The 23,867-nt window shown below is 71.6% G+C and carries 23 protein-coding genes; 6 read left to right on the forward strand and 17 right to left on the reverse strand.

The window, feature by feature from the left end; genetic code table 11:
* Positions 1–867: sigma-70 family RNA polymerase sigma factor (locus AB6N23_RS00005; RefSeq protein WP_412863551.1), on the reverse strand; the 867-nt coding region annotated here is incomplete at its 3' end.
* 261 nt (positions 868–1,128) lie between these two features.
* Here AB6N23_RS00005 and AB6N23_RS00010 point away from each other — a divergent pair.
* Both AB6N23_RS00010 and AB6N23_RS00015 read left to right on the forward strand, forming a co-directional pair.
* Positions 1,129–1,992, forward strand: coding sequence for a hypothetical protein (locus AB6N23_RS00010; protein WP_412863553.1), 864 nt, complete (start codon positions 1,129–1,131; stop codon positions 1,990–1,992).
* A gap of 122 nt (positions 1,993–2,114) precedes the next feature.
* Complete coding sequence (locus AB6N23_RS00015) at positions 2,115–2,858, forward strand: BUD32 family EKC/KEOPS complex subunit (RefSeq protein ID WP_412863555.1); 744 nt, start codon at positions 2,115–2,117, stop codon at positions 2,856–2,858.
* A 79-nt stretch (positions 2,859–2,937) separates the two neighbouring features.
* Here AB6N23_RS00015 and AB6N23_RS00020 read toward each other — a convergent pair whose 3' ends face one another.
* The 3 genes from AB6N23_RS00020 to AB6N23_RS00030 all read right to left on the reverse strand — a co-directional run bounded on the left by AB6N23_RS00020 (position 2,938) and on the right by AB6N23_RS00030 (position 5,114).
* Complete coding sequence (locus AB6N23_RS00020; protein WP_412863557.1) at positions 2,938–4,065, reverse strand: FUSC family protein; 1,128 nt, start codon at positions 4,063–4,065, stop codon at positions 2,938–2,940.
* Positions 4,066–4,163: 98 nt separating this feature from the next.
* The gene (locus AB6N23_RS00025; RefSeq protein WP_412863559.1) at positions 4,164–4,460 is read right to left on the reverse strand and encodes a DUF1540 domain-containing protein; all 297 of its coding nucleotides are present in this window, start codon (positions 4,458–4,460) and stop codon (positions 4,164–4,166) included.
* Positions 4,461–4,673: 213 nt separating this feature from the next.
* Positions 4,674–5,114, reverse strand: a complete 441-nt coding sequence (locus AB6N23_RS00030; RefSeq protein WP_412863561.1) for a winged helix-turn-helix transcriptional regulator — start codon at positions 5,112–5,114, stop codon at positions 4,674–4,676.
* A 132-nt stretch (positions 5,115–5,246) separates the two neighbouring features.
* Here AB6N23_RS00030 and AB6N23_RS00035 point away from each other — a divergent pair, with 132 nt between their 5' ends.
* The gene (locus AB6N23_RS00035; protein WP_412863563.1) at positions 5,247–6,122 is read left to right on the forward strand and encodes an aldo/keto reductase family oxidoreductase; all 876 of its coding nucleotides are present in this window, start codon (positions 5,247–5,249) and stop codon (positions 6,120–6,122) included.
* Positions 6,123–6,220: 98 nt separating this feature from the next.
* Here AB6N23_RS00035 and nrdF read toward each other — a convergent pair whose 3' ends face one another.
* From nrdF to AB6N23_RS00060, 5 genes are all read right to left on the reverse strand, one after another.
* Positions 6,221–7,201: a class 1b ribonucleoside-diphosphate reductase subunit beta gene (gene nrdF / locus AB6N23_RS00040; protein WP_378207312.1), complete on the reverse strand. Its 981-nt coding sequence runs from the start codon at positions 7,199–7,201 to the stop codon at positions 6,221–6,223.
* Between the two features lie 56 nt (positions 7,202–7,257).
* Entirely contained in the window at positions 7,258–9,405 is a 2,148-nt protein-coding gene (nrdE, locus tag AB6N23_RS00045) for a class 1b ribonucleoside-diphosphate reductase subunit alpha (protein ID WP_412863565.1), read from the reverse strand.
* A complete protein-coding gene (gene nrdI, locus AB6N23_RS00050; RefSeq protein ID WP_412863567.1) occupies positions 9,375–9,791 on the reverse strand; it encodes a class Ib ribonucleoside-diphosphate reductase assembly flavoprotein NrdI in 417 nt (138 codons plus the stop codon). The genes nrdE and nrdI overlap by 31 nt, the downstream gene beginning before the upstream one ends.
* Positions 9,792–9,985: 194 nt before the next feature.
* Positions 9,986–10,231 carry a glutaredoxin-like protein NrdH gene (gene nrdH / locus AB6N23_RS00055; RefSeq protein ID WP_378207303.1) on the reverse strand — a complete coding sequence of 82 codons (246 nt, stop codon included), beginning with the start codon at positions 10,229–10,231 and terminating at the stop codon, positions 9,986–9,988.
* 509 nt (positions 10,232–10,740) lie between these two features.
* Positions 10,741–10,968, reverse strand: a complete 228-nt coding sequence (locus AB6N23_RS00060; protein ID WP_412863569.1) for a chemotaxis protein CheW — start codon at positions 10,966–10,968, stop codon at positions 10,741–10,743.
* 533 nt (positions 10,969–11,501) lie between these two features.
* Between AB6N23_RS00060 and AB6N23_RS00065 the strand changes: the two genes are divergently transcribed.
* Positions 11,502–12,977 carry an AAA family ATPase gene (locus tag AB6N23_RS00065; protein ID WP_412863571.1) on the forward strand — a complete coding sequence of 492 codons (1,476 nt, stop codon included), beginning with the start codon at positions 11,502–11,504 and terminating at the stop codon, positions 12,975–12,977.
* Between the two features lie 96 nt (positions 12,978–13,073).
* Here AB6N23_RS00065 and AB6N23_RS00070 read toward each other — a convergent pair whose 3' ends face one another.
* From AB6N23_RS00070 to AB6N23_RS00105, 8 genes are all read right to left on the reverse strand, one after another.
* Positions 13,074–14,939, reverse strand: a complete 1,866-nt coding sequence (locus AB6N23_RS00070) for an AAA family ATPase (protein WP_412863573.1) — start codon at positions 14,937–14,939, stop codon at positions 13,074–13,076.
* 193 nt (positions 14,940–15,132) lie between these two features.
* Positions 15,133–15,618, reverse strand: coding sequence for a heat shock protein transcriptional repressor HspR (locus tag AB6N23_RS00075; protein ID WP_412863575.1), 486 nt, complete (start codon positions 15,616–15,618; stop codon positions 15,133–15,135).
* Positions 15,619–15,644: 26 nt separating this feature from the next.
* Entirely contained in the window at positions 15,645–16,643 is a 999-nt protein-coding gene (locus tag AB6N23_RS00080; RefSeq protein ID WP_412863577.1) for a DnaJ C-terminal domain-containing protein, read from the reverse strand.
* Between the two features lie 43 nt (positions 16,644–16,686).
* Positions 16,687–17,331 carry a nucleotide exchange factor GrpE gene (gene grpE / locus AB6N23_RS00085; protein WP_412863579.1) on the reverse strand — a complete coding sequence of 215 codons (645 nt, stop codon included), beginning with the start codon at positions 17,329–17,331 and terminating at the stop codon, positions 16,687–16,689.
* Positions 17,328–19,199 carry a molecular chaperone DnaK gene (gene dnaK / locus AB6N23_RS00090; protein WP_378201277.1) on the reverse strand — a complete coding sequence of 624 codons (1,872 nt, stop codon included), beginning with the start codon at positions 19,197–19,199 and terminating at the stop codon, positions 17,328–17,330. The genes grpE and dnaK overlap by 4 nt, the downstream gene beginning before the upstream one ends.
* Before the next feature lie 605 nt (positions 19,200–19,804).
* Positions 19,805–20,329, reverse strand: a complete 525-nt coding sequence (locus AB6N23_RS00095; protein WP_412863581.1) for a hypothetical protein — start codon at positions 20,327–20,329, stop codon at positions 19,805–19,807.
* A gap of 231 nt (positions 20,330–20,560) precedes the next feature.
* Positions 20,561–20,905, reverse strand: a complete 345-nt coding sequence (locus tag AB6N23_RS00100) for a hypothetical protein (RefSeq protein WP_412863583.1) — start codon at positions 20,903–20,905, stop codon at positions 20,561–20,563.
* 283 nt (positions 20,906–21,188) lie between these two features.
* Positions 21,189–21,527, reverse strand: coding sequence for a DUF7674 family protein (locus AB6N23_RS00105; protein WP_412863585.1), 339 nt, complete (start codon positions 21,525–21,527; stop codon positions 21,189–21,191).
* 313 nt (positions 21,528–21,840) lie between these two features.
* Here AB6N23_RS00105 and AB6N23_RS00110 point away from each other — a divergent pair, with 313 nt between their 5' ends.
* The gene (locus tag AB6N23_RS00110; RefSeq protein WP_412863587.1) at positions 21,841–22,512 is read left to right on the forward strand and encodes a class I SAM-dependent methyltransferase; all 672 of its coding nucleotides are present in this window, start codon (positions 21,841–21,843) and stop codon (positions 22,510–22,512) included.
* 81 nt (positions 22,513–22,593) lie between these two features.
* Positions 22,594–23,811: an MFS transporter gene (locus tag AB6N23_RS00115; RefSeq protein WP_412863589.1), complete on the forward strand. Its 1,218-nt coding sequence runs from the start codon at positions 22,594–22,596 to the stop codon at positions 23,809–23,811.
* Positions 23,812–23,867: the final 56 nt, after the last annotated feature.

Consider the following 23,867-nt stretch of genomic DNA (forward strand, 5'->3'; position numbering starts at 1 on the left):
GCCCACCACGGGCTGCACCGCGAGCGCCGCCGTGCCGGCCGCGATCCCGCCGCCGACGGGCAGCGGGTGGCGCAGCGCGGCGACGCCGACGATCCCGAGGACGAGCGGCGCGACGACGGCGCGCATGCCGTGGTTGACGTCGCCGAGCTCGAGGACGAGCGCGCGGCAGTCGCCGCACTCCTCGAGGTGCCGCTCCACCTGCGTGGTGTCGCGCGTGCCGAGGCCGCCGCGCACGTACGACCCGAGCTTGCCGGCGACGCCGCGGCAGCCGCCGTCGAGCGGGTCCTGCAGGTGCTGCTGGAGGTAGGCCTGGCGCAGGCCCTCGCGCGCCCGGTACGCGAGCGCCGCGGTGCTGTTCGCCGTCAGCCCGAGGACGGGCGCGATCTCGGCGGGCGTGAGGCCCTCGACCTCGGAGTGCCACAGCACCGCCTGCCACCGCTCGGGGAGCGACCGGAAGGCGCGGGCGACGACGCTGCGCTCGAACCCGGCGAGCGCGGGGCCCTCGGCGGCCTCGACGGGCGTCGCGGCCGTCTCGAGGGTCGCGACGTCGTCGGTCGGCTCGACGCGCCGGCCCTGCTTGCGGTGCACGGTCGCGGTGCGCCGCACGGCGGTGAAGAGGTACGCGCGGAACGCGACCTCGGGGCCGGCGCCGCCGCGGATCGCCCGGTGCACGGCGGCGAACGCGTCGGCCACGACGTCCTCGGCGTCGGCGGTCGAGTCCGTGTACTGCCGGGCCACGACGAGCGCGGCGCCGGAGTGCCGCTCGTAGAGGCGCCCGAACGCGTCCGACCGGCCGGCGCGGGTGGCGCGCAGGAGCGCGGCGTCGTCATCGTCGATGACACCGTCCGTGCCCGCGTCACGTACCACGCCGGGACCCCCGTCGAAGCCTGGTTCCGACGGCAAGCGTGCCATAACCGACTCATCGGATGAACCCGGCGGATCACCGGTGGACGCCCGCCGACCCCGCGGCCGGTGCGGGTCGCCGCCCGCCCCCGTCCGGACCAGCACGGACGCCGAGCTGGACGCCGGACGGGTGAAATGGCGGCGCGCTGCGCCGAGCGGGTGAAGAACGGCAGATCGCGAGCCGGACCGGCGTCATACCCGGCCCCGTGCGCCCTCTCATCCGGCGTGACGACCCACATCGGCAAGGACGGGCGCGCCCTCCCGGAGGGCCTGCGCGAGCGGTGGCGCGAGCGGAGCGTGGGCTCCGTGTGGCGACGACCGTCCGACTGGTACCACCCGGCGGTGGACGCGCTCGTCGGCGCCGTGCTGCAGGACGCGGACCCGTCGACGCCCGCGTGGGACCTCGGCCGCGCGCGCGGGGAGAACGGCGTCGGCATCGGTGAGGCCGTCGACGACCTCGTCTGCCTCTACCGGTCGACCGGCCGGGCCGACCCGCCGATGGACGCGGTGCGCGCGCTGAACGAGGGCTGGGCCGACGCCCAGGCGGAGCTGGTGGTCGCGGGGTCGTGCGTCGACGCGGAGACGGGCCTGCCGACGCGGCAGTACCTGGGGGTGCGGCTCGCCGAGGCCTACCTCGCGGCGGAGCAGCAGGACGTCGACCCGGCGGAGCTGCACGGCCTCGCGGTCGTCGACGTGGCGGCCGGCGAGGTCACCGGGTTCCTGCGGGCGGCGCGGTCCGCGGCCGTGGGCGCGGCGCTGCGGTCCGTGTTCGGCACGGGGTACCCCATGGCGACGCTCGGCGGCGGCGTGTTCGTCGTCCTCACCCGCACCGACGACGACCTGGACGCCCAGGTCGCCGCGCTGCGCGCCGACGTCGCCGCGCGCGGCCGCGACGTCGACGTCCGGGTCGCGACGCGCCAGCCCGTCCGCGTGTGGCACGAGCCGCTGCCGGGCACGCACGCCGGGGCGCTGCACCGCCTGTCGGTGCTGGCGCGGCCCGAGCCGTGGACCGGCATCCCCCGGCCGGCCGGCCCGCCCGACCTCGGCGACCTCAGCGACGACCTCGGCGGCGACGACCCGACCGGGTGACGACGGGCACGTCCGGTGCGACGCCGCTGGTCGTGCGCCGGCCGGTCGCCACGTGACCCGGTCATGACCGGATCTCGACCCTGGGCGCGACACCGCGTCCACGGGAGGGTTACCGTCCTTCCATGCCTCCGGCCGACGTCGCCCCGACGGACCCGGCACGCGCTGCCGACGTCCCGGGCCGGCTGCTGACCTCCGGCGCCTCCGCGGACATCTACGCGGTCGACGACGACCGGGTCCTGCGGCGCTACCGCGACGGCCGTGACGTGGCGCCCGAGCGCCTGCTGCTCGACCACCTCGCCGCCCACGGCTTCCCCGCGCCGCGCGTCGACGACGCCTCCGGGGCCGACCTCGTGATGGAGTGGCTGCACGGCCCGACGATGCTCCAGGCCCTCGGCGCCGGCGAGATGTCGCTGCACGACGCGGGCGAGCTCCTCGCGGACCTGCACCGGCAGCTGCACGCGGTCCCCGCGCCCGAGGGCTGGCGCCCGGTCGGCGGCGGCGACGCCGCCCCCGGGCCGACGGTCGTGCACCTGGACCTGCACCCGGGCACGGTCGTGCTGACCGAGCGCGGGCCGTACGTCGTCGACTGGTCGCACGCGCGCCCCGCGACGCCCGACATCGACGTCGCGGTCACGGCCCTGCTCATCGCGGAGGTCGTCGTCGACGCGGGCGGCGACTACTCCCAGGCGGCGCGCGCGCTGCTCGCGTCGTTCCTGCACGCGAGCGACGACAGCCCGCTCGGGGCGCTCGACGAGGCGGCGGCGATGCGCGCGGCCGACCCGGCGCTCGTCCCCGGGGAGCGTGAGCTCGTGCAGGACGCGGCGGTGCTGATCCGCACGCTCGTGGAGCTCACCGCGCGGGACTGAGCCGGCGCGGGACGGCACGGCGGTCCGGCCGCGTCGCACCCGTCAGGCGTCGCGGGTCCGTCAGGCGTCGCGGGGTCCGTCAGGAGTCACGGGTCCGTCCGGGCCCGTCGTCCGCCTCGACGTCCTCGAGCGGGCTCTCCGACAGCCGGATGCGCTCGTGCGGCGTGAGCGCCGACAGCGACCGGCGCAGGGTCGTGACGACCGTCGACGCGACCAGCGCCACCGCCTCCGAGCCGTCGTCGCGCTCGTACCGGCGCAGCTCGGCCGCGAGCGCGCGGACCGCCCGGTCGGCGGAGCGCCGCCGGCCGGGCTCGTCGTCGCTCGTCGCGGCCTCGGCGGTCGTCGCGGCCAGCTCGCGGAGCGCGTCGGCCATGCGGGCGCGGAGCCCGGCCGGGAAGGCACGCACGCTGGTGCCCCACGGCCTGTCCTCCGACATCGCCTGGAGGTCGTCGACGAGGAGCACGACGCGCTGCAGCGCCCGGAGGTCGTCGGTGCGGCGCGCGACCGCGGCGGCGTGCCGGCGGCCGCGCGGGTTGCCGCGCGCGGCCTCCTGCAGCTCGTCCGTCGCCGACCGGGCGCGGGCGAGGGTGTCGGTGAGGTGGTCGCGGCCCGGCGGGTCCCCGGGGTCCTCGTCGTCCCCGGGGTCGAGGACGGCGGCGAGCTGCGTCAGCTGCTCGGCGCACGCGTCCCGCAGCGCGGCGAGGGCGCGGTCGGTGCGGTCGAGCGGCAGCGCGGGCCGGATCGCGCTGACGGCGACGGTGCACGCCGCACCGAGCAGGAACAGGCCGGCGTACGACGCGGCGTACCCGACCTCCTGCCCGTGCCCGAGCAGCAGCACGAACATGCCGGCGACCGGGACGTACGAGCGGCTGTCGCCGAGCCACGGCAGCCCCGCCAGCAGCATGCCGAGGCCGACGACGAGCGGGATCGCGAGCAGGCCGGGACCGAGCAGCTGGTCGGTGGCGACACCCAGCACGGCGCCGAGCAGGATCGCCGCGACCGTCCGGACGGCTGCCGACACCGAGTGGACGACGGCCGAGTACGTGGTCGCCACCGCGCCGAACGGCGCGTAGAACGCGTACTCGTCCACGCCCGGCAGCTGCCGCGCCACGACCCACGCGACCGTGGCGGCGACCGCCGCCTTGACGGCCATGTCGACGCGCGGGTGCCGCAGCAGCCGGCGGGCCGCCGCTCGGTCGGGACGCATCCGGTCAGTCGATCGGAGCGGGCGCGCCGCCGCAACCGGCGCCGCCGCGACCGGCGCGGCCGTCGACCGCTCCGGCCGACGGCCGCGCCGTGGGGTGGTCAGCGCGGGGCGAACGTCAGGCAGTCCGCCAGGTCGTGGCCCGCGCCCACCCGGATCGAGTCGGCGTTGCACTCGAGGTGGGAGTTGTGCCGGCAGTCCTGCCGCTGGCAGGCGCCGACGTGCGAGACGACCTTGTCGAGGCCGCCCTTCGCGCTCAGCGGGATGAACGTCGCGCACTGCGCGTCACCCGTGCCGCCGACCGTGATGGCCGCCGCGTGGCAGGAGTGGTGCTCGTTGTACGAGCAGCCGTCGACCGAGCACTCGGCGACGGGAGGAAGCTCTGCGAGGGTGCTCATGCCAGACCTCCGAGGGGATCGGATCCGTGCCGCAGCACGGCGTTCCCTCTCGACGGTAGACCTGTGGTGTGGATCACGCCACCAAGGAAGGACTGGCTCAGCCGCAGGTCAGAGGCACTTTTCAGGTGAGGCTACCCTGCCTTGCGGCGCGTCGGCGCAGGTCGCGGGCGCGCGCACGGGCGGTCACGGACGTGCCCGTGGGTGTGCGACCGGTCAGTCCCCGGACGCGTCGTACGCGGCCCTGCTCGCCGTGACGGCCTCGACGTTCGCCTCGGCCCAGAGCTTGATGCCCGCGACGGCCGCGCGCAGCGACAGGCCCAGCTCGGTGACCTCGTAGGTGACCGTCACCGGCACCGTGGGCGTGACCGTGCGGGTCACGAGACCGTCGCGCTCGAGGGTGCGCAGCGTCTGGGTGAGCATCTTCTGGCTGACGCCGACGAGTGTGCGGTGCAGCTCGGAGTAGCGCATCGGGCGCGGCGTCCCGCCGGCGCTGCCGGTCGGCCCCGCGTGGCCGCCGCCGAGCGCGCACAGCACGAGTGTCGACCACTTGTCGGAGATGCGGTCCAGCAGCTGCCGGCTCGGGCACGCCGCCAGGAAGGCGTCGTACCCGGGCGCGTCCGCCGCGCGCCGGGCGGCGGTGGTCGTCGTCGTCATGGTCCTCCTCGCTCGCGTCGACGCATGTTACGCACTTTCAGGTGCCTACTTCCCGTCGGAGAGCGGTCGGGCGAGACTCGGCGCGGCGCCATGAGGCGCCGCTCCTCTCCGACAGGTACAGAGGTACGACGCATGGCTCCCACTTCCACGACCACCCTCCCCGGCGGCACCTGGACGCTCGGCGACCTCACCGTGACGCGGTTCGGCTACGGCGCGATGCAGCTGGCCGGCCCCGGGGTGATGGGTCCGCCCGCCGACCGCGACGGCGCGCTGGCCGTGCTGCGCGAGGCGGTCGCGCTGGGCATCACCCACGTCGACACCGCGGACGCGTACGGGCCGCGCGTGACGAACGCCCTGATCCGCGAGGCGCTGCACCCCTACCCGGACACGCTGCACCTCGCGACGAAGGTCGGCGCGACCCGTGACGCCCAGGGCGGGTGGCCGCCGGCCCGCCGCCCCGACGACCTGCGCCGCGCGGTCGACGACAACCTCGAAGGGCTCGGCGTCGACGTGCTCGACGTGGTGAACCTGCGCCTCGGCGACGCGTCCGGCCCGGTGCCCGGCTCCCTCGCGGAGGCGTTCGAGACGCTCGTCGACCTGCAGCGGCAGGGCCTCGTGCGGCACCTCGGCGTCAGCAACGCGACCGCCGAGCAGGTCGCCGAGGCTCGGGGCATCGGCGATGTGGTGTGCGTGCAGAACATGTACAACCTCGCGCACCGCCACGACGACGACCTGGTCGACGACCTCGCGGCGGCCGGCATCGCCTACGTCCCGTTCTTCCCGCTCGGCGGGTTCACGCCGCTGCAGTCGTCGGCGCTGTCGGCGGTCGCCGCGCGGCTGCGTGCGACGCCGATGGCGGTCGCGCTCGCCTGGCTGCTGCAGCGGTCGCCGAACATCTTGCTGATCCCCGGCACGTCGTCGGTCGTGCACCTGCGGGAGAACGTCGCGGGCGCGGGCCTGGCGCTGTCCCCGGAGGACGTCGCCGAGCTCGACGCCATCGGCCGCTGACGAGCACGCGGACGAGGAGCGCCGGTACGACGACGCCCCGGCACGCGGTGCGTGCCGGGGCGTCCGTCCGCCGTGGCGTCCTCGGGGACGGGCCGGGTTCAGAAGTCCCAGTCGTCGTCCTCCGTGTTGACGGCCTTGCCGATGACGTACGACGAGCCGGACCCCGAGAAGAAGTCGTGGTTCTCGTCCGCGTTCGGGCTGAGCGAGGACAGGATCGCCGGGTTGACGTCCGTCTCGTCGCGCGGGAACAGCGCCTCGTAGCCGAGGTTCATCAGCGCCTTGTTGGCGTTGTAGCGCAGGAACTTCTTGACGTCCTCGGTGAGGCCGAGCTCGTCGTAGAGGTCCTGCGTGTACTCCACCTCGTTGTCGTACAGCTCGAAGAGCAGGTTGAACGTGTAGTCCTTGATCTCCGCGCGCTCGGCCGGCGAGACCAGCTCGAGGCCCTTCTGGAACTTGTAGCCGATGTAGTACCCGTGCACGGCCTCGTCGCGGATGATCAGGCGGATGAGGTCCGCCGTGTTGGTGAGCTTGGCGCGCGACGCCCAGTACATCGGCGCGTAGAAGCCCGAGTAGAACAGGAACGACTCGAGCATCGTCGAGGCGACCTTGCGCTTGAGCGGCTCGTCGCCCCGGTAGTACTCGAGGACGATCGCGGCCTTGCGCTGCAGGTTCTGGTTCTCCTCCGACCAGCGGAACGCCTCGTCGATCTCCTTGGTGGAGACCAGCGTGGAGAAGATCGAGGAGTACGACTTGGCGTGCACCGACTCCATGAACGCGATGTTCGTGTAGACGGCCTCCTCGTGCGGGGTCAGCGCGTCGGGGATGAGGCTGACCGCGCCGACCGTGCCCTGGATGGTGTCCAGCAGCGTCAGGCCGGTGAACACGCGGCTCGTCATCGTCTTCTCGGCCTCGGTGAGCGTGGCCCAGGACTGGATGTCGTTGGAGACCGGCACCTTCTCCGGCAGCCAGAAGTTGCCGACCAGGCGGTCCCAGACCTCGAGGTCCTTCTCGTCCTGGAGGCGGTTCCAGTTGATCGCCGACACGCGGTCGACCAGCTTGAGCTTCCCGGTGGGGCTCATCATGTCGGGATTCCTCGGTTCGTCGTGGTGGTCGAGACCTGCTTGTTGCGAATGCGTCACAACATGCAGCTGACGCAGCCGTCCACCTCCGTCCCCTCCAGCGCGAGCTGGCGGAGCCGGATGTAGTAGATGGTCTTGATGCCCTTCTTCCACGCGTAGATCTGCGCCTTGTTCAGGTCGCGCGTGGTGGCGGTGTCCTTGAAGAACAGCGTCAGCGACAGGCCCTGGTCCACGTGCTGCGTGGCCTCGGCGTACGTGTCGATGATCTTCTCGTAGCCGATCTCGTAGGCGTCGGCGTAGTACTCCAGGTTGTCGTTCGTCATGAACGGCGCCGGGTAGTACACGCGGCCGATCTTGCCCTCCTTGCGGATCTCGATCTTCGACGCGATCGGGTGGATCGAGCTCGTCGAGTGGTTGATGTACGAGATCGAGCCGGTCGGCGGGACCGCCTGCAGGTTCTGGTTGTACAGGCCGTGCTCCCGCACCAGGGCGGCCAGCTCGCGCCAGTCGTCCTGCGTGGGGATGTGCACGCCGGCGGCCGCGAACAGCTCGGCGACGCGGGCCGTGCGGGGCGTCCACTCCTTCTCGACGTACTTCGTGAAGTACTCGCCGGTCGCGTACTTCGAGTCCTCGAAGCCGTAGAACGACGCCTTGCGCTCCTGCGCGAGCAGGTTCGAGGCACGGATCGCGTGGTAGGCGACCGTGTAGAAGTAGATGTTCGTGAAGTCGAGGCCCTCGTCGGACCCGTAGTGGATCCGCTCGCGGGCGAGGTAGCCGTGCAGGTTCATCTGGCCGAGGCCGATGGCGTGGCCGCCGGCGTTCGCCTTCTTCACGGACGGCACCGACTCGATGTCCGTCTGGTCGGACACCGCGGTGAGCGCGCGGATCGCGGTCTCGACCGTCTTGCCGAGGTCCGGCGAGTCCATCGACAGGGCGATGTTCATCGAGCCGAGGTTGCAGGAGATGTCGCGGCCGACCTCGGCGTACGACAGGTCCTCGTTGAAGGTGGACGGCGTCGCGACCTGGAGGATCTCCGAGCACAGGTTCGAGTGCGTGATCTTGCCCTTGATGGGGTTCGCGCGGTTGACCGTGTCCTCGAACATCACGTACGGGTAGCCGGACTCGAACTGGATCTCGGCGAGCGTCTGGAAGAACTCGCGCGCGTTGATCTTGGTCTTGCGGATGCGCGCGTCGTCGACCATCTCGTAGTACTTCTCGGTCACGTCCACGTCGGCGAACGGCACGCCGTAGACGCGCTCGACGTCGTACGGCGAGAAGAGGTACATCGGCTCGTTCTTCTTGGCCAGCTCGAACGTGATGTCCGGGATGACGACGCCGAGCGAGAGCGTCTTGATGCGGATCTTCTCGTCCGCGTTCTCGCGCTTGGTGTCGAGGAACCGGTAGATGTCCGGGTGGTGCGCGTGCAGGTACACCGCGCCGGCACCCTGGCGCGCGCCGAGCTGGTTGGCGTAGCTGAAGGAGTCCTCGAGCAGCTTCATCACGGGGATGACGCCGGACGACTGGTTCTCGATGTGCTTGATCGGCGCGCCGTGCTCGCGGATGTTGGAGAGCAGCAGGGCCACGCCGCCGCCGCGCTTGGACAGCTGCAGGGCGGAGTTGATGCCGCGCGCGATGGACTCCATGTTGTCCTCGATGCGCAGCAGGAAGCAGGAGACGGGCTCGCCGCGCTGCGCCTTGCCGAGGTTGAGGAACGTCGGCGTCGCCGGCTGGAAGCGCCCGGAGACGATCTCGTCGACGAGGTTGGTCGCGAACTCCTGGTCACCCTCCGCCAGCGCGAGGGCGACCATCGTCACGCGGTCCTCGAAGCGCTCGAGGTACCGCTTGCCGTCGAACGTCTTCAGCGTGTACGAGGTGTAGTACTTGAACGCGCCGAGGAAGGTCTGGAAGCGGAACTTCTTGGAGTACGCGTACTGGAACAGCGACTTCACGAACTCGCGGTCGTACTGCGCGAGGACGGCCGGGTCGTAGTACTTGTTCTCGACGAGGTAGTCGAGCTTCTCCTCAAGGTCGTGGAAGAAGACCGTGTTCTGGTTGACGTGCTGCAGGAAGTACTGCCGCGCCGCCTCCCGGTCCTTGTCGAACTGGATCTTGCCGTCCGCGTCGTACAGGTTGAGCATGGCGTTGAGGGCGTGGTAGTCCAGCCCCGTCAGCTCTACGCGGGTATCTGCGACCGTCGCTGCCAAAATCGTCCCAATCCGTCGCGGACGCGCGTGACGTCCTCGGCTGTTCCCATGAGTTCGAACGCGTACAGGTAGGGCACGTGGCACTTCGCGGCCACGATGTCGCCCGCGATGCAGTACGCCGCTCCGAAGTTCGTGTTGCCTGCCGCGATGACGCCGCGGATCAGGGCACGGTTGCCCTCGTCGTTGAGGAACTTGACGACCTGCCGCGGCACCGCGCCCTCGCCGTTGCCCCCGCCGTAGGTGGGGAGCATCAGCACGTACGGCTCGGTGACACGCAGGAAGGGGTCGGTCGGCCGCAGCGGGATCCGCTGCGCCGGCACCCCCAGCTTCTCGACGAAGCGGTGGGTGTTGCCGGAGGCGGAGGAGAAGTAGACGAGCGACGCCATGGCGGGGCCCCTCTCCCTGTCTCGACCGTTCCCGGGCATGCCGCGGCGACCCTCACCGTGGCGGACGTGCTGCGGTCCGGCGGCCGAGGCCGCCGGACCGAGGAGTGCCCGCCGGGCCGACGCGGTTCGTGACCGGCGCCGACCCGGGGCGTCCGTGGGTCGGCGCGGGTGCGCACCGACCGGTGGGCGTCGCGTCAGGCGACCTGGCCGGCCAGCTGCTCCGCGAGCGCCTTGATGCGGTCGGGGCGGTAGCCCGACCAGTGCTCGCCACCGGCGACCACGACGGGCGCCTGCAGGTGGCCGAGCGACATGACGTAGTCGCGGGCGTCGGCGTCCTCGGAGATGTCGACGACCGTGTAGTCGTGCCCGAGCTTGTCGAGGGCGCGGTAGGTCGCCGTGCACTGCACGCACGCCGGCTTGCTGTAGACCGTGATCGTCATCGCGATGTCCCTCGATGCTCGTGTGGCTGATGTCCCCTGACGGCCCCGCCGACCGCGTCCCGAGCTGCGCAGGACCCCTGGCGCGAGGGCCGCCGAGCGGTCCCTGCCGGGGGTCCGCCGGCCTCGAGGGCGTGGGGGCGAACCGTCGATCTAGACACTACACCTGGGGTCTGACAGCGCCAACACCACTAGGTGTTGTGTTACAGACGTGTCGTTTTTCACCCTGTGCGGGCGCTCGTGCACCGGCTGTGGACGGCTCCGCGAGCCCCTGACGTGCACCTTCGTACACCCGCCCACCGACACGCCGACGTGCCGCCCACAGTCGTCCACAACCGTGCGGGCGACACCCCCACGGCCGTCCACAGGCGATGTGGGCGGGATGTCCGGATAGCACCCGTGCGAGGCCCGGCGCGTCGGACGGCGAGTCGCGCGGGCGCGACCCCCGGGACGCCGCGAGCCGCCCCCGCGGCGGTGCGGGGGCGGCTCGTGCGGGACGTGCGACGGGCGCGTCAGCCGATCGTCGCGAGGGCCCGGCCGAGGCCCGTCAGGACGACGAGGGTGAGGGTGGTCCACAGCAGGACGCTGCCGGCGAGGTAGCCGACGAAGCGCAGGCGCCGGCGCAGGTCGCCCTCGAAGTACGGGGCGGGCGCGTAGCGGACCGTCTCGCGCAGGTGGCGCAGGCGCGTGCGGACGGGCAGCGGGGTGGACGGTCGACGGGTGAGGGTCAGGACGGACACGGCGGACGCTCCTCGTAGGCGCGGGTGGACAACGGGGTGCCGGGGTCACCGGCCGTTCCATCGTCTCATCCAATGGGACGATGCACGGGTCCTAGGTCCTCCAGGACGGATGCGTTCGCCCATATCGGCTTGAGCCAGTCGGTGCGGGTGAAAGCCGTTCCACGGCCGAAGACACCGCCCTGCGATCCCTCTAGTGTTCAAGTGTGCTTCGACGACCGAGCAAGCGGCCCGACAACGAGCAAGCGCGCAGCGTCGGCTGCGCCGACGACTTTCGCTACTCGATCACTCGCGTCGACCTGACCGGAGGTGGGAAATTCGAGCTTCCTGCACCCGGAGTCACGGCCATCGTTGGAGGAAACAACGTAGGCAAGTCAACAGTCCTGAAGAACATCGCGCAGCATATCGCCAGGACTCCTGATGCCCCGTTAACCGGGTACCAACTTGTGGACGCTCTGACGAGCGCAAAAGCGGGTACGAGCGAAGACGTAATAGCATGGCTCACCGAGCGCGCACACCGTGGCACAAGCGCTCACGTGGCTGGATTCCTGGCCCCCGATGGGCAGATTCGGGCCACCGAGAGCATCGCGTTCCGCTGGGCTCAGTACGACCAACTTACAGACTCGCTCGCACCCTTCGTTGTCTACTTCGCCGACGCGAAGGGGCGCCTAAATTTCCCACATGAGATAGCACAGCGTCCCGACATTGCTGATCCGCCCGCTCATCCGCTACACAAACTGCAGGACGACCCCTCCTTGCTACAGGCAGTCAGCCGGCGCAGCCACGAGGTCTTCCGCCAGCCGCTGACGCTCGATCGCCTTAGTCAGTTGGCGAGACTGCGAGTAGGCGTCCCCGACGTCGCTCCGCCGACGATCGACGCCGTCACTCCCGAGTATCGCGCGGCACTCTCGAACTTGGTGCCGGTCTCGGAACAGGGCGACGGCATGAGAAGTTTCATGTCGCTATTGTTGCCATTGATAACCGGCATCTCGAAAGTTGTCATCATCGACGAGCCGGAGGCCTTCCTTCACCCGCCGCAAGCACGGGCGCTGGGTCGCACCCTAGCGGAACTAGCCAGAGACAAGCGACTGCAGATTGTGCTTGCCACCCACGACAAGAACTTGTTGACCGGCCTACTGGAACCCTCGGACGTCGAAGTGTCTGTCGTGCGCCTGACCAGAGATAACGATCGGGAAGTCAAAGCCCATCAACTCGACGACACCAGCCTGCGCACTATCTGGAGCGATGCAGCACTGCGATATACGAACGTGCTCGACGGGCTTTTTCATAGGTTGGTGGTTTTATGCGAGGCGGAGCGCGATTGCCACTTCTACACGGCAGCACTGGATTCGCTGAGTGACACCGAAGAGGTGGAGTTGCCGCCGAGCGAGGTACTCTTTGTGCCATCCGGCGGCAAGGACGGGATGGTCAAACTTGTACGCGCGCTGGGACAGATCTCCGTACCGGTCGTCGTTTCCCCAGATCTGGACGTGCTCGACGACGAAAACAAAATGCGCGCGCTGGTCGAGACGATGGGTCGATCGTGGCAAACTTTCGCTGCCGACTATAGGATCGCCACGCAGCCCTTTCGCCAGCACCGGACGCCTGCGCGCGCGAGTGACGTATTGCTGGCCATCGACGCCGTTCTTCGACCGCTCGGCGAGGCCCCTTTTTCGGCCGCCGCGCGAGAGAGTATTCTCGCTCACACGCGCCATGCTGAATCGCCGTGGAAGGCGCTCAAGCGATACGGGACCGAGGCGTTCCTCGGTGAAGCCGCAGGGGCGGCAGGTCGTCTCCTCGACTCCCTCGATCAGATCGGCATCGTGCTCGTACGTAGGGGGGAATTGGAGCGCATGGCACCGACCCTCGGCGTCGCCAAGGGCCCAGCGTGGCTCCCCGCAGCGCTGGATGCGATGGCGCACACCGACGAGCATGCGCAAGCTCACATTCGACGAGTCGTCGAGGCTGGTCGAGCGCTCATCGGAGCAATCGCGGCTGGGAAGGGATCCTGACCTGCTCACACTGACGGGATTGGTGACTCTGCCCGCTAACGCCCGCGTTTTCGACGTCCGCATTCCCAACCACATACTGGTGCCATAGTCGTGGCGTCAGGCGATGCGCAGGTGCTCCGCCGGCGGCGCCGGGCGGACGCCGTCGGGGCGGTCCGCGACGGCCTTCTCCAGCACGCCGGTGATCTCCTCGCCGATGAGCTCGTACCGCTCGAGCAGCGCGTCGCGCAGCGCCTCGACGAGGTCGCGGTTGCTCGCGAGCAGGCGCCGGACCGTCGCGCGGGCGCTGTCGAGGACGTCCTCCAGCTGCGTGCGGGCCAGCGGGTCGCCGATCACGGACGCCACGAGGTCCTTGTCCATGGCGGCGAACGAGACCAGCGAGCCCGTCATGCCGGCGGCACCCACCATCTGCGCCGCCGTGCGCGTCGCCGCCGCGAGGTCGGACGCCGGGCCCGTCGTCGTCTGCCCGAAGAACAGCTCCTCCGCGACCATGCCGCCCATCGCGATCTGCACCAGCGCGCGCAGGTCGTACTGCGTGCGCGTGTAGACCTCCTCGCAGTCGCCGTGCGCGAGCAGGCCCAGCGCGTTGCCGCGCTTGACGATCGTCAGCACCTCGAGCGTGCGGTTCGGCGCCACGAGCCACGCGGTGACGGCGTGCCCGGCCTCGTGCGTCGCGATCAGCGTGCGCTCCTGCGCCGTGTACGTCACCGGGTGCCCGATGCCGACGAGCTCGGTGATGCGCGCGTGCTCGACGTCGACGTACCGCATCGCCGAGTCGCCGCGGCGCAGCGCGTTGACGAGCGCCTCGTCGAGCAGGTGCTCGACCATGACGGGCGTCCACCCGTTCGTCGCCGCGGCGACGCGGTCGCGCAGCGCCGGCTCGTCGAGCTCCGGGTGGTGCGCGCGGCGCGCCAGGAAGTGGTCGACGAGCGCGCGGCGGCCGTGCGCGTCCGGCGGGTTGAAGGTGAGGCGGCGGTCGAAGCGGCCGGGCCGCAGCAGCGCCGGGTCGAGGTGGTCGGCGCGGTTGGTCGCGGCGATGAGCAGGATCGGCGCACGCACGGGCTTGCGCTGCTTGAGCTGGCGGTGCGACGGCAGCAGCAGGTTCACCGCGGCGATCAGCCGGTTGACGACGCGGTCGAGCCCGACCGGCTCGTCGAACGACTGCATCTGCACGAGCAGCTCGTTGACGACGCCGCCCGTGCCCTCCGACACCATCGCGTCGCGCACCACGCCCGTCCCGTGGCCGGTCAGCAGCGCCTGCGTCGACGGGACCGTCACGAACGCGGCGCGCTCCTGCATGCCGAGCAGGCCGCCGCGGCGCAGGGCGATCGCGTCGATCTCCTCGATGAACCCGATCGCGCCGCCCTCCTTGCGGGCGGCGGTGCGCAGGGCGCGGAAGTACGTGCGGATCTTGCGGGCCGTCGCGCCGTAGTACATCGACTGGAAGCTCGTCGCGGAGACGAACAGGAACGGCACGCCCGCCTCCGCCGCCATCGCCTTGGCGGTCAGCGTCTTGCCCGTCCCGGGCGGGCCCTCGAACAGCAGGCCGCGGCGCGGGGTGCCGCCCATCTGGTCGGCGAACCGGCGGTGCGTCTGGAACAGGTCGATGGAGCGGCGCACGTCGTCGACGATCGGGCCGATGCCGACGACGTCGTCGAGCGTGACGTCCACCTGCTCCGGCCGGTACGTGACGTGCGGCGAGCGGCCGGCGCCGACCTGCGTGCCGAGCAGCAGCGCGATGAGCGCGATGAAGAAGACGACCGGCGCGACCACGAGCGGGTCCACCTCGGGCAGCACCACGAGCGGGCGCCCGGTGACCGCCGCCCAGATGACGTACGCCTCGACCGCGAGCGCGACGACGCACAGGCGCACGACCCGGCGGCGGCGCACCCGCTCGCGGTCGGCGGCGATGTCGTGGGGCGCGAGCGTGGCGCGCGTGCCGGGCACGGCGGGGGCGTCGGTCACGGGCGGGCCCTTCGTCGGGGGCGCGGTCGCGCGGGGACGCACCGCCGGCGGCGACCGCGGACCGCGGCGGTCCGGCCATCGTCGTCCGGTATGTCCGGTTGCGACACCGCACGCCGCCCGGATCACCCGAACGGCCCAGACGGTCCCCGCCGACGGGTGGTCCGCAGGTGCGGCGGGCGGGCGTCCCGGCGCGTCAGCCGTCGCGGCGCTGCGCCGACGGGCCCGCCACGAGCTGGCGCGGCACCCACCGCGCCGTGCGGCGGGCGGGCACCGGCTCGGCGAGCGGGTGCCGGCGGTCCGCCACGACGTTGCCCGTCGGGTCGGCGGTGAACACGCGCCGGCCCGGGTCGACGAGCGTGCGCAGGAACTCGACCTGGCGGCGCAGCTGCCGCACCTCGGCCTCGAGCTCGAGGATGCGCTTGATCCCGGCGAGGTTGACGCCCTCGTCCTGGGACAGGCGCTGCACCTCGCGGAGCATCTGGATGTCCCGGTGCGAGTACCGCCGGCCGCGCCCGCGGGTGCGGCCGGGCTGCACGAGCCCCAACCGGTCGTACTGGCGCAGCGTCTGCGGGTGCATGCCCGCGAGCTGCGCGGCGACGGAGATGACGTAGATCTTGGCGTCGTCGTCCACGACCTGGTCCTCCTCCCGGTACCCGGGGCCCGGGCCGGCGGCGCGCATCCGCCAGGGGTGCACGCCGCCCGGCCTCAGCGCCTGGCCTCCGCCATGATGCCCGCGCGCACGTCCTCGCCGGACGTCGCGATGCCGAATGCTTGGACCGCCTCGCGGGCCGCGGCGCTCAGCTTCTGCGGGACGACGACCTGCACGGTGACGAGCAGGTCGCCGGTCCCCCGGCTCGTCGTGATGCCGCGGCCCTTGACGCGCAGCGTCCGCCCCGACGGCGTGCCGGCGGGGACCTTCACGCGCACGGTCGAGCCGTCGAGCGTCGGCACCTCGATGGTCGCGCCGAGCGCCGCCTCGTCGAAGGCCACCGGCACGGTCATGCGCAGGTTGTCGCCCTCGAGCGAGAAGACGGGGTGCGGCTCGACGCGCACGGTGATGACGAGGTCGCCGTCGGGCGCGCCGGGGTCGCCGGGCCGTCCCTTGCCGCGCAGGCGGATCTTCTGCCCGTCGCGCACACCCGCGGGGATGCGGGCGTTGACGGTGCGTCCCTCGACGCTCAGCGACACCGTCGACCCCTCGGCGGCCGTGCGGAACGGCAGCGTCGTGGTCGCGGTCAGCTCGACGCCCGGCTGCGGCCCGCGGGCGCCGAAGCCCCCGCCCCCGCCCCCGAACAGCCCGCCGAGGATGTCCTCGAACCCGGCCCCGCCGGCGCCGCCCGTCGAGTAGCGCGTGCGCCCGGCCGGGCCGTTCGCGCCGGCGCCGAACATGCCGCCGAACAGGTCCTCGAACCCGGGCGCACCCGCGCCGCCGCCGGGGCCGCCGGCGCCCGCCCGGAAGCGGGCGCCGCCGGCCATGGCGCGCAGCTGGTCGTACTGCTGGCGCTGCTCGGTGTCCGAGAGCACCGCGTACGCCTCACCGATGTCCTTGAAGCGGGCCTCCGCCGCGGCGTCCCCGGGGTTCTGGTCGGGGTGCAGCTGGCGGGCCAGCTTGCGGTACGCCTTCTTGATGGTGGCGGCGTCGGCGTCCTTGGGGACGCCGAGCACGGCGTAGAAGTCCTTCTCGAGCCAGTCCTGGCCGGTCACGGCGCCTCCCTCCCGCTCCGTCGGTGCATGGTGGTGATGATGGTCAGCCCTCCGGGTCCACGACCGCGACACGCGCGGCACGCAGGATCCGCTCACCCGCCCGGTACCCCGGCTGGAGCACCTGCTGGACGGTGGGCTCGGTGACGTCCGCCGAGTGCCCGTGCATGAGCGCCTCGTGGACGTTCGGGTCGAACGGCTCGCCGGCCTCGCCGTAGCGCTCGACGCCGAGGCGCTGCAGCGTCGCCTCGAGCTTCTCGGCGATCGACGCGAACGGGCCGGACAGGTCGCCGTGCTGGCGGGCCAGCGCGATGTCGTCCAGCACCGGGATGAGTGCCTCGGCCACCGACGCGACACCGCGCTCGTGCGCGGCGTTCGCCTCCACCTTCGACCGCTTCACGTACGCCGAGTACTGCTGCTCGAGGTTGTAGTGCGCCGCCTGGGCACGCTGCAGCTCCTCGAGCCGCTCGGCCGCGAGGCGCTCCGCCTCGGCCGGCGCCGCGTTCGCGGCCGCACCGGCGACCGCCTCGGCGGCCGCGTCGAGCACGGCCTCCTCGGGCGTCGGGTCGCGGAGCAGGTGCGTCTCCGGGTCGATCCGCCGCTTGTCGGTCACGCGCGGGGTCCCCTCCGGGGGGACGGACCCGCCCTGCGGCTGGTCCGTCCCCTCGGGGTGCTGCTGCTCGTCGGTCACTTCTTGTCGTCCTCGTCGTCGACGATCTCCGCGTCGACGACGTCCTCGTCGGAGGACGTGGAACCGGTCGCACCGGCGGTGTCACCCGCGGGCGCGTCACCGGCCGGCGACGCCTGGTTCTGCGAGTACAGCGCCTCGCCGATCTTCTGGCTCGCGGTGAGCAGCGCCGCGTGCTTGGCCTTGACGGCCTCGACGTCGGTGCCCTCGAGCGCGGTCCGGAGCTCGGCGACGGCGTTGCGGACGTCCGACTTCACGTCGTCGGACAGCTTGTCGTCGTTGTCCGTGAGGAGCTTCTCCGTCTGGTAGACGAGCTGCTCCGCCGTGTTGCGGGTCTCGGCCTCCTCGCGGCGGCGCTTGTCCTCCGCCGCGTGCTCCTCGGCGTCCTTGACCATGCGGTCGATGTCCTCCTTGGGGAGGGCCGAGCCGCCGGTGATCGTCATCGACTGCTCCTTGCCCGTGCCGCGGTCCTTCGCGGACACGTGCACGATGCCGTTCGCGTCGATGTCGAACGTGACCTCGATCTGCGGGACGCCGCGCGGGGCCGGCGCGATGCCGGTCAGCTCGAACGTGCCCAGCGGCTTGTTGTCCCGCGCGAACTCGCGCTCGCCCTGGAACACCTGGATGAGGACCGACGGCTGGTTGTCCTCGGCCGTGGAGAAGATCTCCGACCGCTTGGTGGGGATGGCCGTGTTGCGCTCGATGAGCTTGGTCATCACGCCGCCCTTGGTCTCGATGCCCAGCGACAGCGGGGTGACGTCGATGAGCAGGACGTCCTTGCGGTCGCCCTTCATGACGCCGGCCTGCACCGCGGCGCCGACGGCCACGACCTCGTCCGGGTTGACGCCCTTGTTGGGCTCCTTGCCACCGGTGAGCTGCGTGACGACCTCGGACACCGCGGGCATGCGGGTCGAGCCGCCGACGAGCACGACGTGGTCGATGTCCGCCACGTTGATGCCCGCGTCGCGGATGACCTGGTGGAACGGCGCCTTCACACGGTCGAGCAGCGACTGCGTCATCTGCTGGAACTGCGCGCGCGTCAGCTTGGTGTCGAGGTGGATCGGGCCGTTCTCGCTCATCGACAGGTACTGCAGCGAGACATTGGTGCTCGTCGCGGACGAGAGCTCCTTCTTCGCCTGCTCGGCGGCCTCGCGCAGACGCTGCAGCGCGATCTTGTCCTTCGACAGGTCGACGCCCGTCGTGTTCTTCACCTCGGTGATGAGGTGCGCGACGATCGCCGCGTCCCAGTCGTCGCCGCCGAGGCGGTTGTCACCGGCGGTCGCGCGGACCTCGATGGTGGAGAAGCCGTCGTCGTCCTTGCCGACCTCCAGGAGGGACACGTCGAACGTGCCGCCGCCGAGGTCGAAGACGAGGATGAGCTCGTCCTCCTTGCCGCGCTCCAGGCCGTACGCGAGGGCCGCGGCCGTGGGCTCGTTGATGATGCGCAGGACGTTGAGGCCCGCGACCGTGCCGGCGTCCTTGGTCGCCTGGCGCTCCGCGTCGTTGAAGTACGCGGGGACCGTGATGACGGCGTCCGTGACCGGCTCGCCCAGGTACGCCTCGGCGTCGCGCTTGAGCTTGCCGAGGATGCGGGCGCTGATCTCCTGCGGCGTGTACTTCTTGTCGTCGACCGTCGTCGTCCAGTCCGTGCCCATGTGGCGCTTGACCGACGCGATGGTGCGGTCGACGTTGGTGACGGCCTGCCGCTTGGCGACCTCGCCGACGAGCACCTCGCCGGTCTTGGAGAACGCGACCACCGACGGCGTCGTGCGCGACCCCTCGGCGTTCGCGATGACCGTGGGCTCGCCGCCCTCGAGGGTGGCGACCACGGAGTTGGTGGTGCCGAGGTCGATGCCGACTGCTCGTGCCATGTGTGATGCCTTCCTTCCGGGGCTCACGCCCCTGACTGCGACCACGTCTTGAGTCCGCTGCGCTCAAGTCTGCGTCCTCGGGGCGGCGGGCGCCAACTCGAGGGGGGCGAACTTGAGTCTGATGGGCTCAACTCTTCTGGAGGCGTGGTTGTTCCCTCAAGCCTGTCCCGCTTTCACCGAGGCAACGGCTGTGGGATCTCATCCGAGTCGGCCAGATCTCACGGAGTTGGCTACGGCAGGTTCGAATCTCACCGGCTTGGCCGAGCGCGATGCTCGACGCGTGGAGCCGCGCGCGGCTCCGTCCGCGGACGTGCCAGCCGAGGTTGTCGAGCGTGAGGTCGACCTCCCGAAGGACGACCTGCGCGACGTCGCGTGCGGGACAGCGATGCGCCTCCCACCGTCGTACGCGGGTCAGCGCAACTAACCGGAGTCGTTCTGGCTGACGACGAAGCGCGCGCACGTGGTCTACCAGAGCCTGCTCGATCTCGGATTGAGCTTCTCCGATTCGCGTCAGCGCCGCCCCGTTCTCCTGGCAACGACGATGGGCCTTTCACTCTCAGCCGGCGAGTTTCAAGGGAGCCTCGACGACATGAGGCGCCCGCGGCTCAGTAGCGCTTGGCGATGCGACGCGGGGCTGCGCGCTCCCCTTCCCCCGCGGGCGCGCTCGCGCTCCGTGCTCGCGCGTACTTGTCCTCGAACTCGAGGTCCGACGCTCTCTCGAGGTGGGCGGGCTCGGAGCCCTCTCCTAAGAGCCAGGTGCGCGGAGCCGAATCTGGGAGCTCGGAAGGTGGTGCACAGTGGTCGACGCAGCCCTCAGCGCTGGTGACGTCGTCGACAGGCGGGGCGGGCGATGCCGTCAACCGCTCGGGCGGCACGATCACATCTGGGGCGGGCGACGGTGCCACCGCGGTCGAGCGCTCGGCGTAGGCGCCGAACGCGGTGGGAACCGCGACTACCACGACGATGATCTTCAGCAGCAACCACGGCTGCGGGGCGTACGGGGTCAGGCCGCTCATCGTCCCGATGAAGAAGAAGAGTGCGGCGAACGCGAGCCAGACGGCCCCCGCAACAAGGAGCCCGCTGAACACGCCGGCGACCAGGGCGCCCAGGAGGTCCGCGACACGCTTCATATCTAAGGGTTCGGCACTAGCAGCAGGGCAGTTGAGCCGTGCACGAAGCGATGTGAGCCACCGGGCCGCCCAAACGCTCGGGCCCCGAAGCGCGCCCGGGTGATTCGGAAGGCTCCACCTCGGTGGGGCGCAGGATTGAGGATGCGGACAACTACGTGAGACGTGGCTCGTCTCAGCTAGTTGCCCCGCCCCAGGTGAAAGGAGCGAGCTCTGGACAACTCCAACGAGTCCCTACAACCGATCCTGTGGGTTCGCACGGGACCTGTCACCTTCGCGCGGAGTTGTCATCGGCGTGGCGTTCTTCGCAGGAAGTTGCCGCGGGTGTGACCGGGAGACGCGGCCGACGCTGCCCGACCGCCAGACGGCCTCGTCGTCGGTCCAGAGCAGTCGGCGATCAGTGGCGACCACGTCTAGCGCCGCTGCGCGCTTCGCGGCTTCGGTGGCGTGGCGCAGCTCGTCGGTGGCGGCACTCAGAAGCGGTGGCAGCGTGAAGGCGCAGGGCAGCGGCGGCAGCGCCATGGCGGTCTCGATCTGGTCGATGTGCGTGACCCAGGACGTCGCCCAACGCACCTTCACCGTGTCAGAGGTGATGAGCTCGCGGATCCCCTCGAGCAGCGCGGGCGCCCAACGGAGCTTGAGCTGGAACCCGTCAACCTAGGCGTACCGCTGGGACGGCGCCGCGGACCAGCCGGGCCTGGACATCGCCTTCAGGACGCCGTCGACGTCGAGCGTGGCGTTCTTCGCAGCGGTTGTCACGGGCGGACCACGCCTCGCCGAACGCGCCTGTCTGTGCACGAGCGCTCGTCAGCGGACGGTCCGCGGCGTTCCACCAGGAGCCGTCGCCCGGCCCAGCTGCTGGCTACCGGCCCAGTTCCGCCCTGAGCAGCGAAGGCCACTGCGCCAGCAGCTCGTCACTCTCACCGGGGAAGGCCCCGAAGTCCTCGACAAACGACACAGCCACCGCGTTGCGCACGTACTCGTCACCCTCGCGAAGGCCGCGCTCTGCCACAGCGAGGATGCGCCTCGTGAGGACCACGTCGCCGGCGCTGAAGGAGGCAACGACCAGACGCAGGACGTCGGCCAGCAGCAGGTGCAGGAGGACCACGTCGTCATCCTGATCGCGGTTCTCCGACACGAGGGGGCCCGCTTGCGGAGCCGCCGCCACCAGCTCGTCGACGAAGCGCTCGGCGGTCAGCACCGTGCCAGTGTGCCGCAGGTCAGTGAGGCAGGCTCGGGGACCACAAGGTGCTGGGCTGAGGAGTCGGACAGCTAGATGAGACGCGCCCCCGCTCACTTCGTCGTCTCACCGCACGTCGGGGCGCCGGGCTCCGGGCAACCTCGATGCGTCCCTACACGGAGCGCGACGGCTGTGGATCTCATCCGAGGCGTCCCGATTCCGGGTCTGCTCCCGACGATGACGTCGCCCTCGCGGGCGTAGTGGCGTTCGTCAGCCAGGGCAGCGTCACAGCAGGTCCGCGAGCAACCTCTCGGGTCGGTGCAGGACGTCGTACGTGCACTCGGCGTCCACGCCCGTGGACCGGCTCGCCGCGCTCGCGGACGGCGGGCGGGCGCTCGAGCTGGCCATCGGCACCGGCCGGGTCGCCGTCCCCCTCGCGGAGCGCGGCGTGCCCGTCGTCGGCATCGAGCTGTCGCGGCCGATGCTCGAGCAGCTGCGGACCAAGGTGGACGAGGCCACGGTCCCGGTCGTCGTGGGCGACATGGCGACCGCGGTGGCGCCGGGCAGCTTCTCGCTCGTCTACGTCGTCTACAACGCGATCCCCAACCTGCTGACGCAGGAGGAGCAGGTCGCGTGCTTCCGCAACGCCGCGCGGCACCTGGTGCCCGGTGGCCGGTTCGTGGTCGAGCTGTGGGTCCCGGAGCTGCGCAAGCTCCCGCCCGGCACGGGAGCCACCGTCTGGGCGCTCGCGCCCGGCTACATCGGCCTCGACACGTACGACGTGCTGCACCAGCGCGTCGTGTCCCACCACTTCTCCTTCGACGAGAGCCGCGAGGCCCGCCTCGGCCGCAGCCCGCACCGCTACATCTGGCCCGCGGAGCTCGACCTGATGGGTCAGCTGGCGGGCCTGACGCTCGAGAGCCGGCACGCCGACTGGTCCAAGTCCGAGCTCACCGCCGACTCGCGGTCGCACGTGTCGGTGTACCGCTCGCCGTCGACGCGGTAGTCGGCGCACACGGTCCTGGCCCGGCCCAGGACCGGCCGGCGCGGTTGACCCTCGACCGGGTCGAGGCGTGAGCGTGCCGCCATGACCGTCGTCGACGCACCGGTGCGCCCTCTCCCTCGCCCGTACCTCGCCTGGCTCTCCGGCTTCACGGTCGGGCGATTCGGTGACGCCGTCCTCGCCTTCGCGCTCGGCTGGGCGGCGTCCGGGCTCGGCGGGACGACGGCGGCTCTCGTGCTGGTCCTCAACGGGCTGCCGCGCCTCGTCCTGCTAGTCGTGGGAGGCGCGGTCGCCGACCGCGTCGGGGCGCGGCGGTTCCTCGTGGCCGGGGAGGCGGCGCTGCTCGCGTCGACGGTCCTCCTCGCGCTGACGCTGGCGCGGTTCGGACCCGCGACCTGGGTGCTCGTGACCTCGTCGCTGGCACTGGGCGCGGTGACCGCCTTGTGCCTGCCCGCCGCCGGTTCCATGCCTCGGCGCCTCGTCCCGGACGAGCAGCTGCCGCGCGCGCTCGCCCTCCGTCAGGGCGTGAGCCAGGTCGTGCTCATGGCGGCGGCGCCGTTGGGGGGCCTCCTCGTCGGCAAGGTGGGCCTCTCCCCGGTCGCGTGGGGCGCCGCCGTGTCGATCGGCGCCTCGCTGTGGGTCCTCGTCGCTGGGCGGGAGCTCTCCGGGCCGGCCCCGGCCGCCACCGTCGTCGCTCCGGGCCTCGGCCTGTCGGAGGGCTTGCGCGTCGTCGTCGGAACGCGTGCGTTGCGCACGGCGCTCGTCCTCGCGGGCGCCGGTGCGGCGCTGGTCCTGCCCGTCCCGTCCCTCCTCGTACCGCTGCTCGGCCGGGCGTCAGGATGGGGGCCCGGCCCGACCGGCGCGGTCGCCGGCGCGGTGGGGGTCGGAGCGATCTGTGCGGCACTTCGGGCGGCACGACGTCAGGCCCCTGCGCCCCGGCGCGGCGCAGCGTCGGCAGCGACCGGCCTCGCAGTGAGCGCGGTCGGAACTCTCCTCCTGACGACCGGTGCCGCGATCGACGGCTCCGGCGTCGTGGTCGCCGTCGTCGGCGGCTCGGTGTTCGGGTACGGGAACGGGACGTTCGCCGCGCGGCTCGCGCCCCTGCTCCTGGGTGGCGCGCCGCGCACGCACCTCGCTCGCGTGCAGGCGCTGGTGAGCCTGACACAGCTCGTGCCCGTGATGGTGACGACCACCGCGCTCGGCGCCCTGGCCGAGCGCACGTCACCGGGCTGGGCGCTGGGGGCGACGGCGGCGGCCCTGGCGGCGTGCGCGGTGTGGGCCCGCAGCCGGTCCGCGGGTTGACCCTCATGCCGGTCGAAGGCCCAGAGTGGCCCTGTGCACGACGACCTGCTCAGCAT

This window comes from Cellulomonas pasadenensis (genome assembly GCF_047229365.1).
Lineage (GTDB): Bacteria > Actinomycetota > Actinomycetes > Actinomycetales > Cellulomonadaceae > Cellulomonas.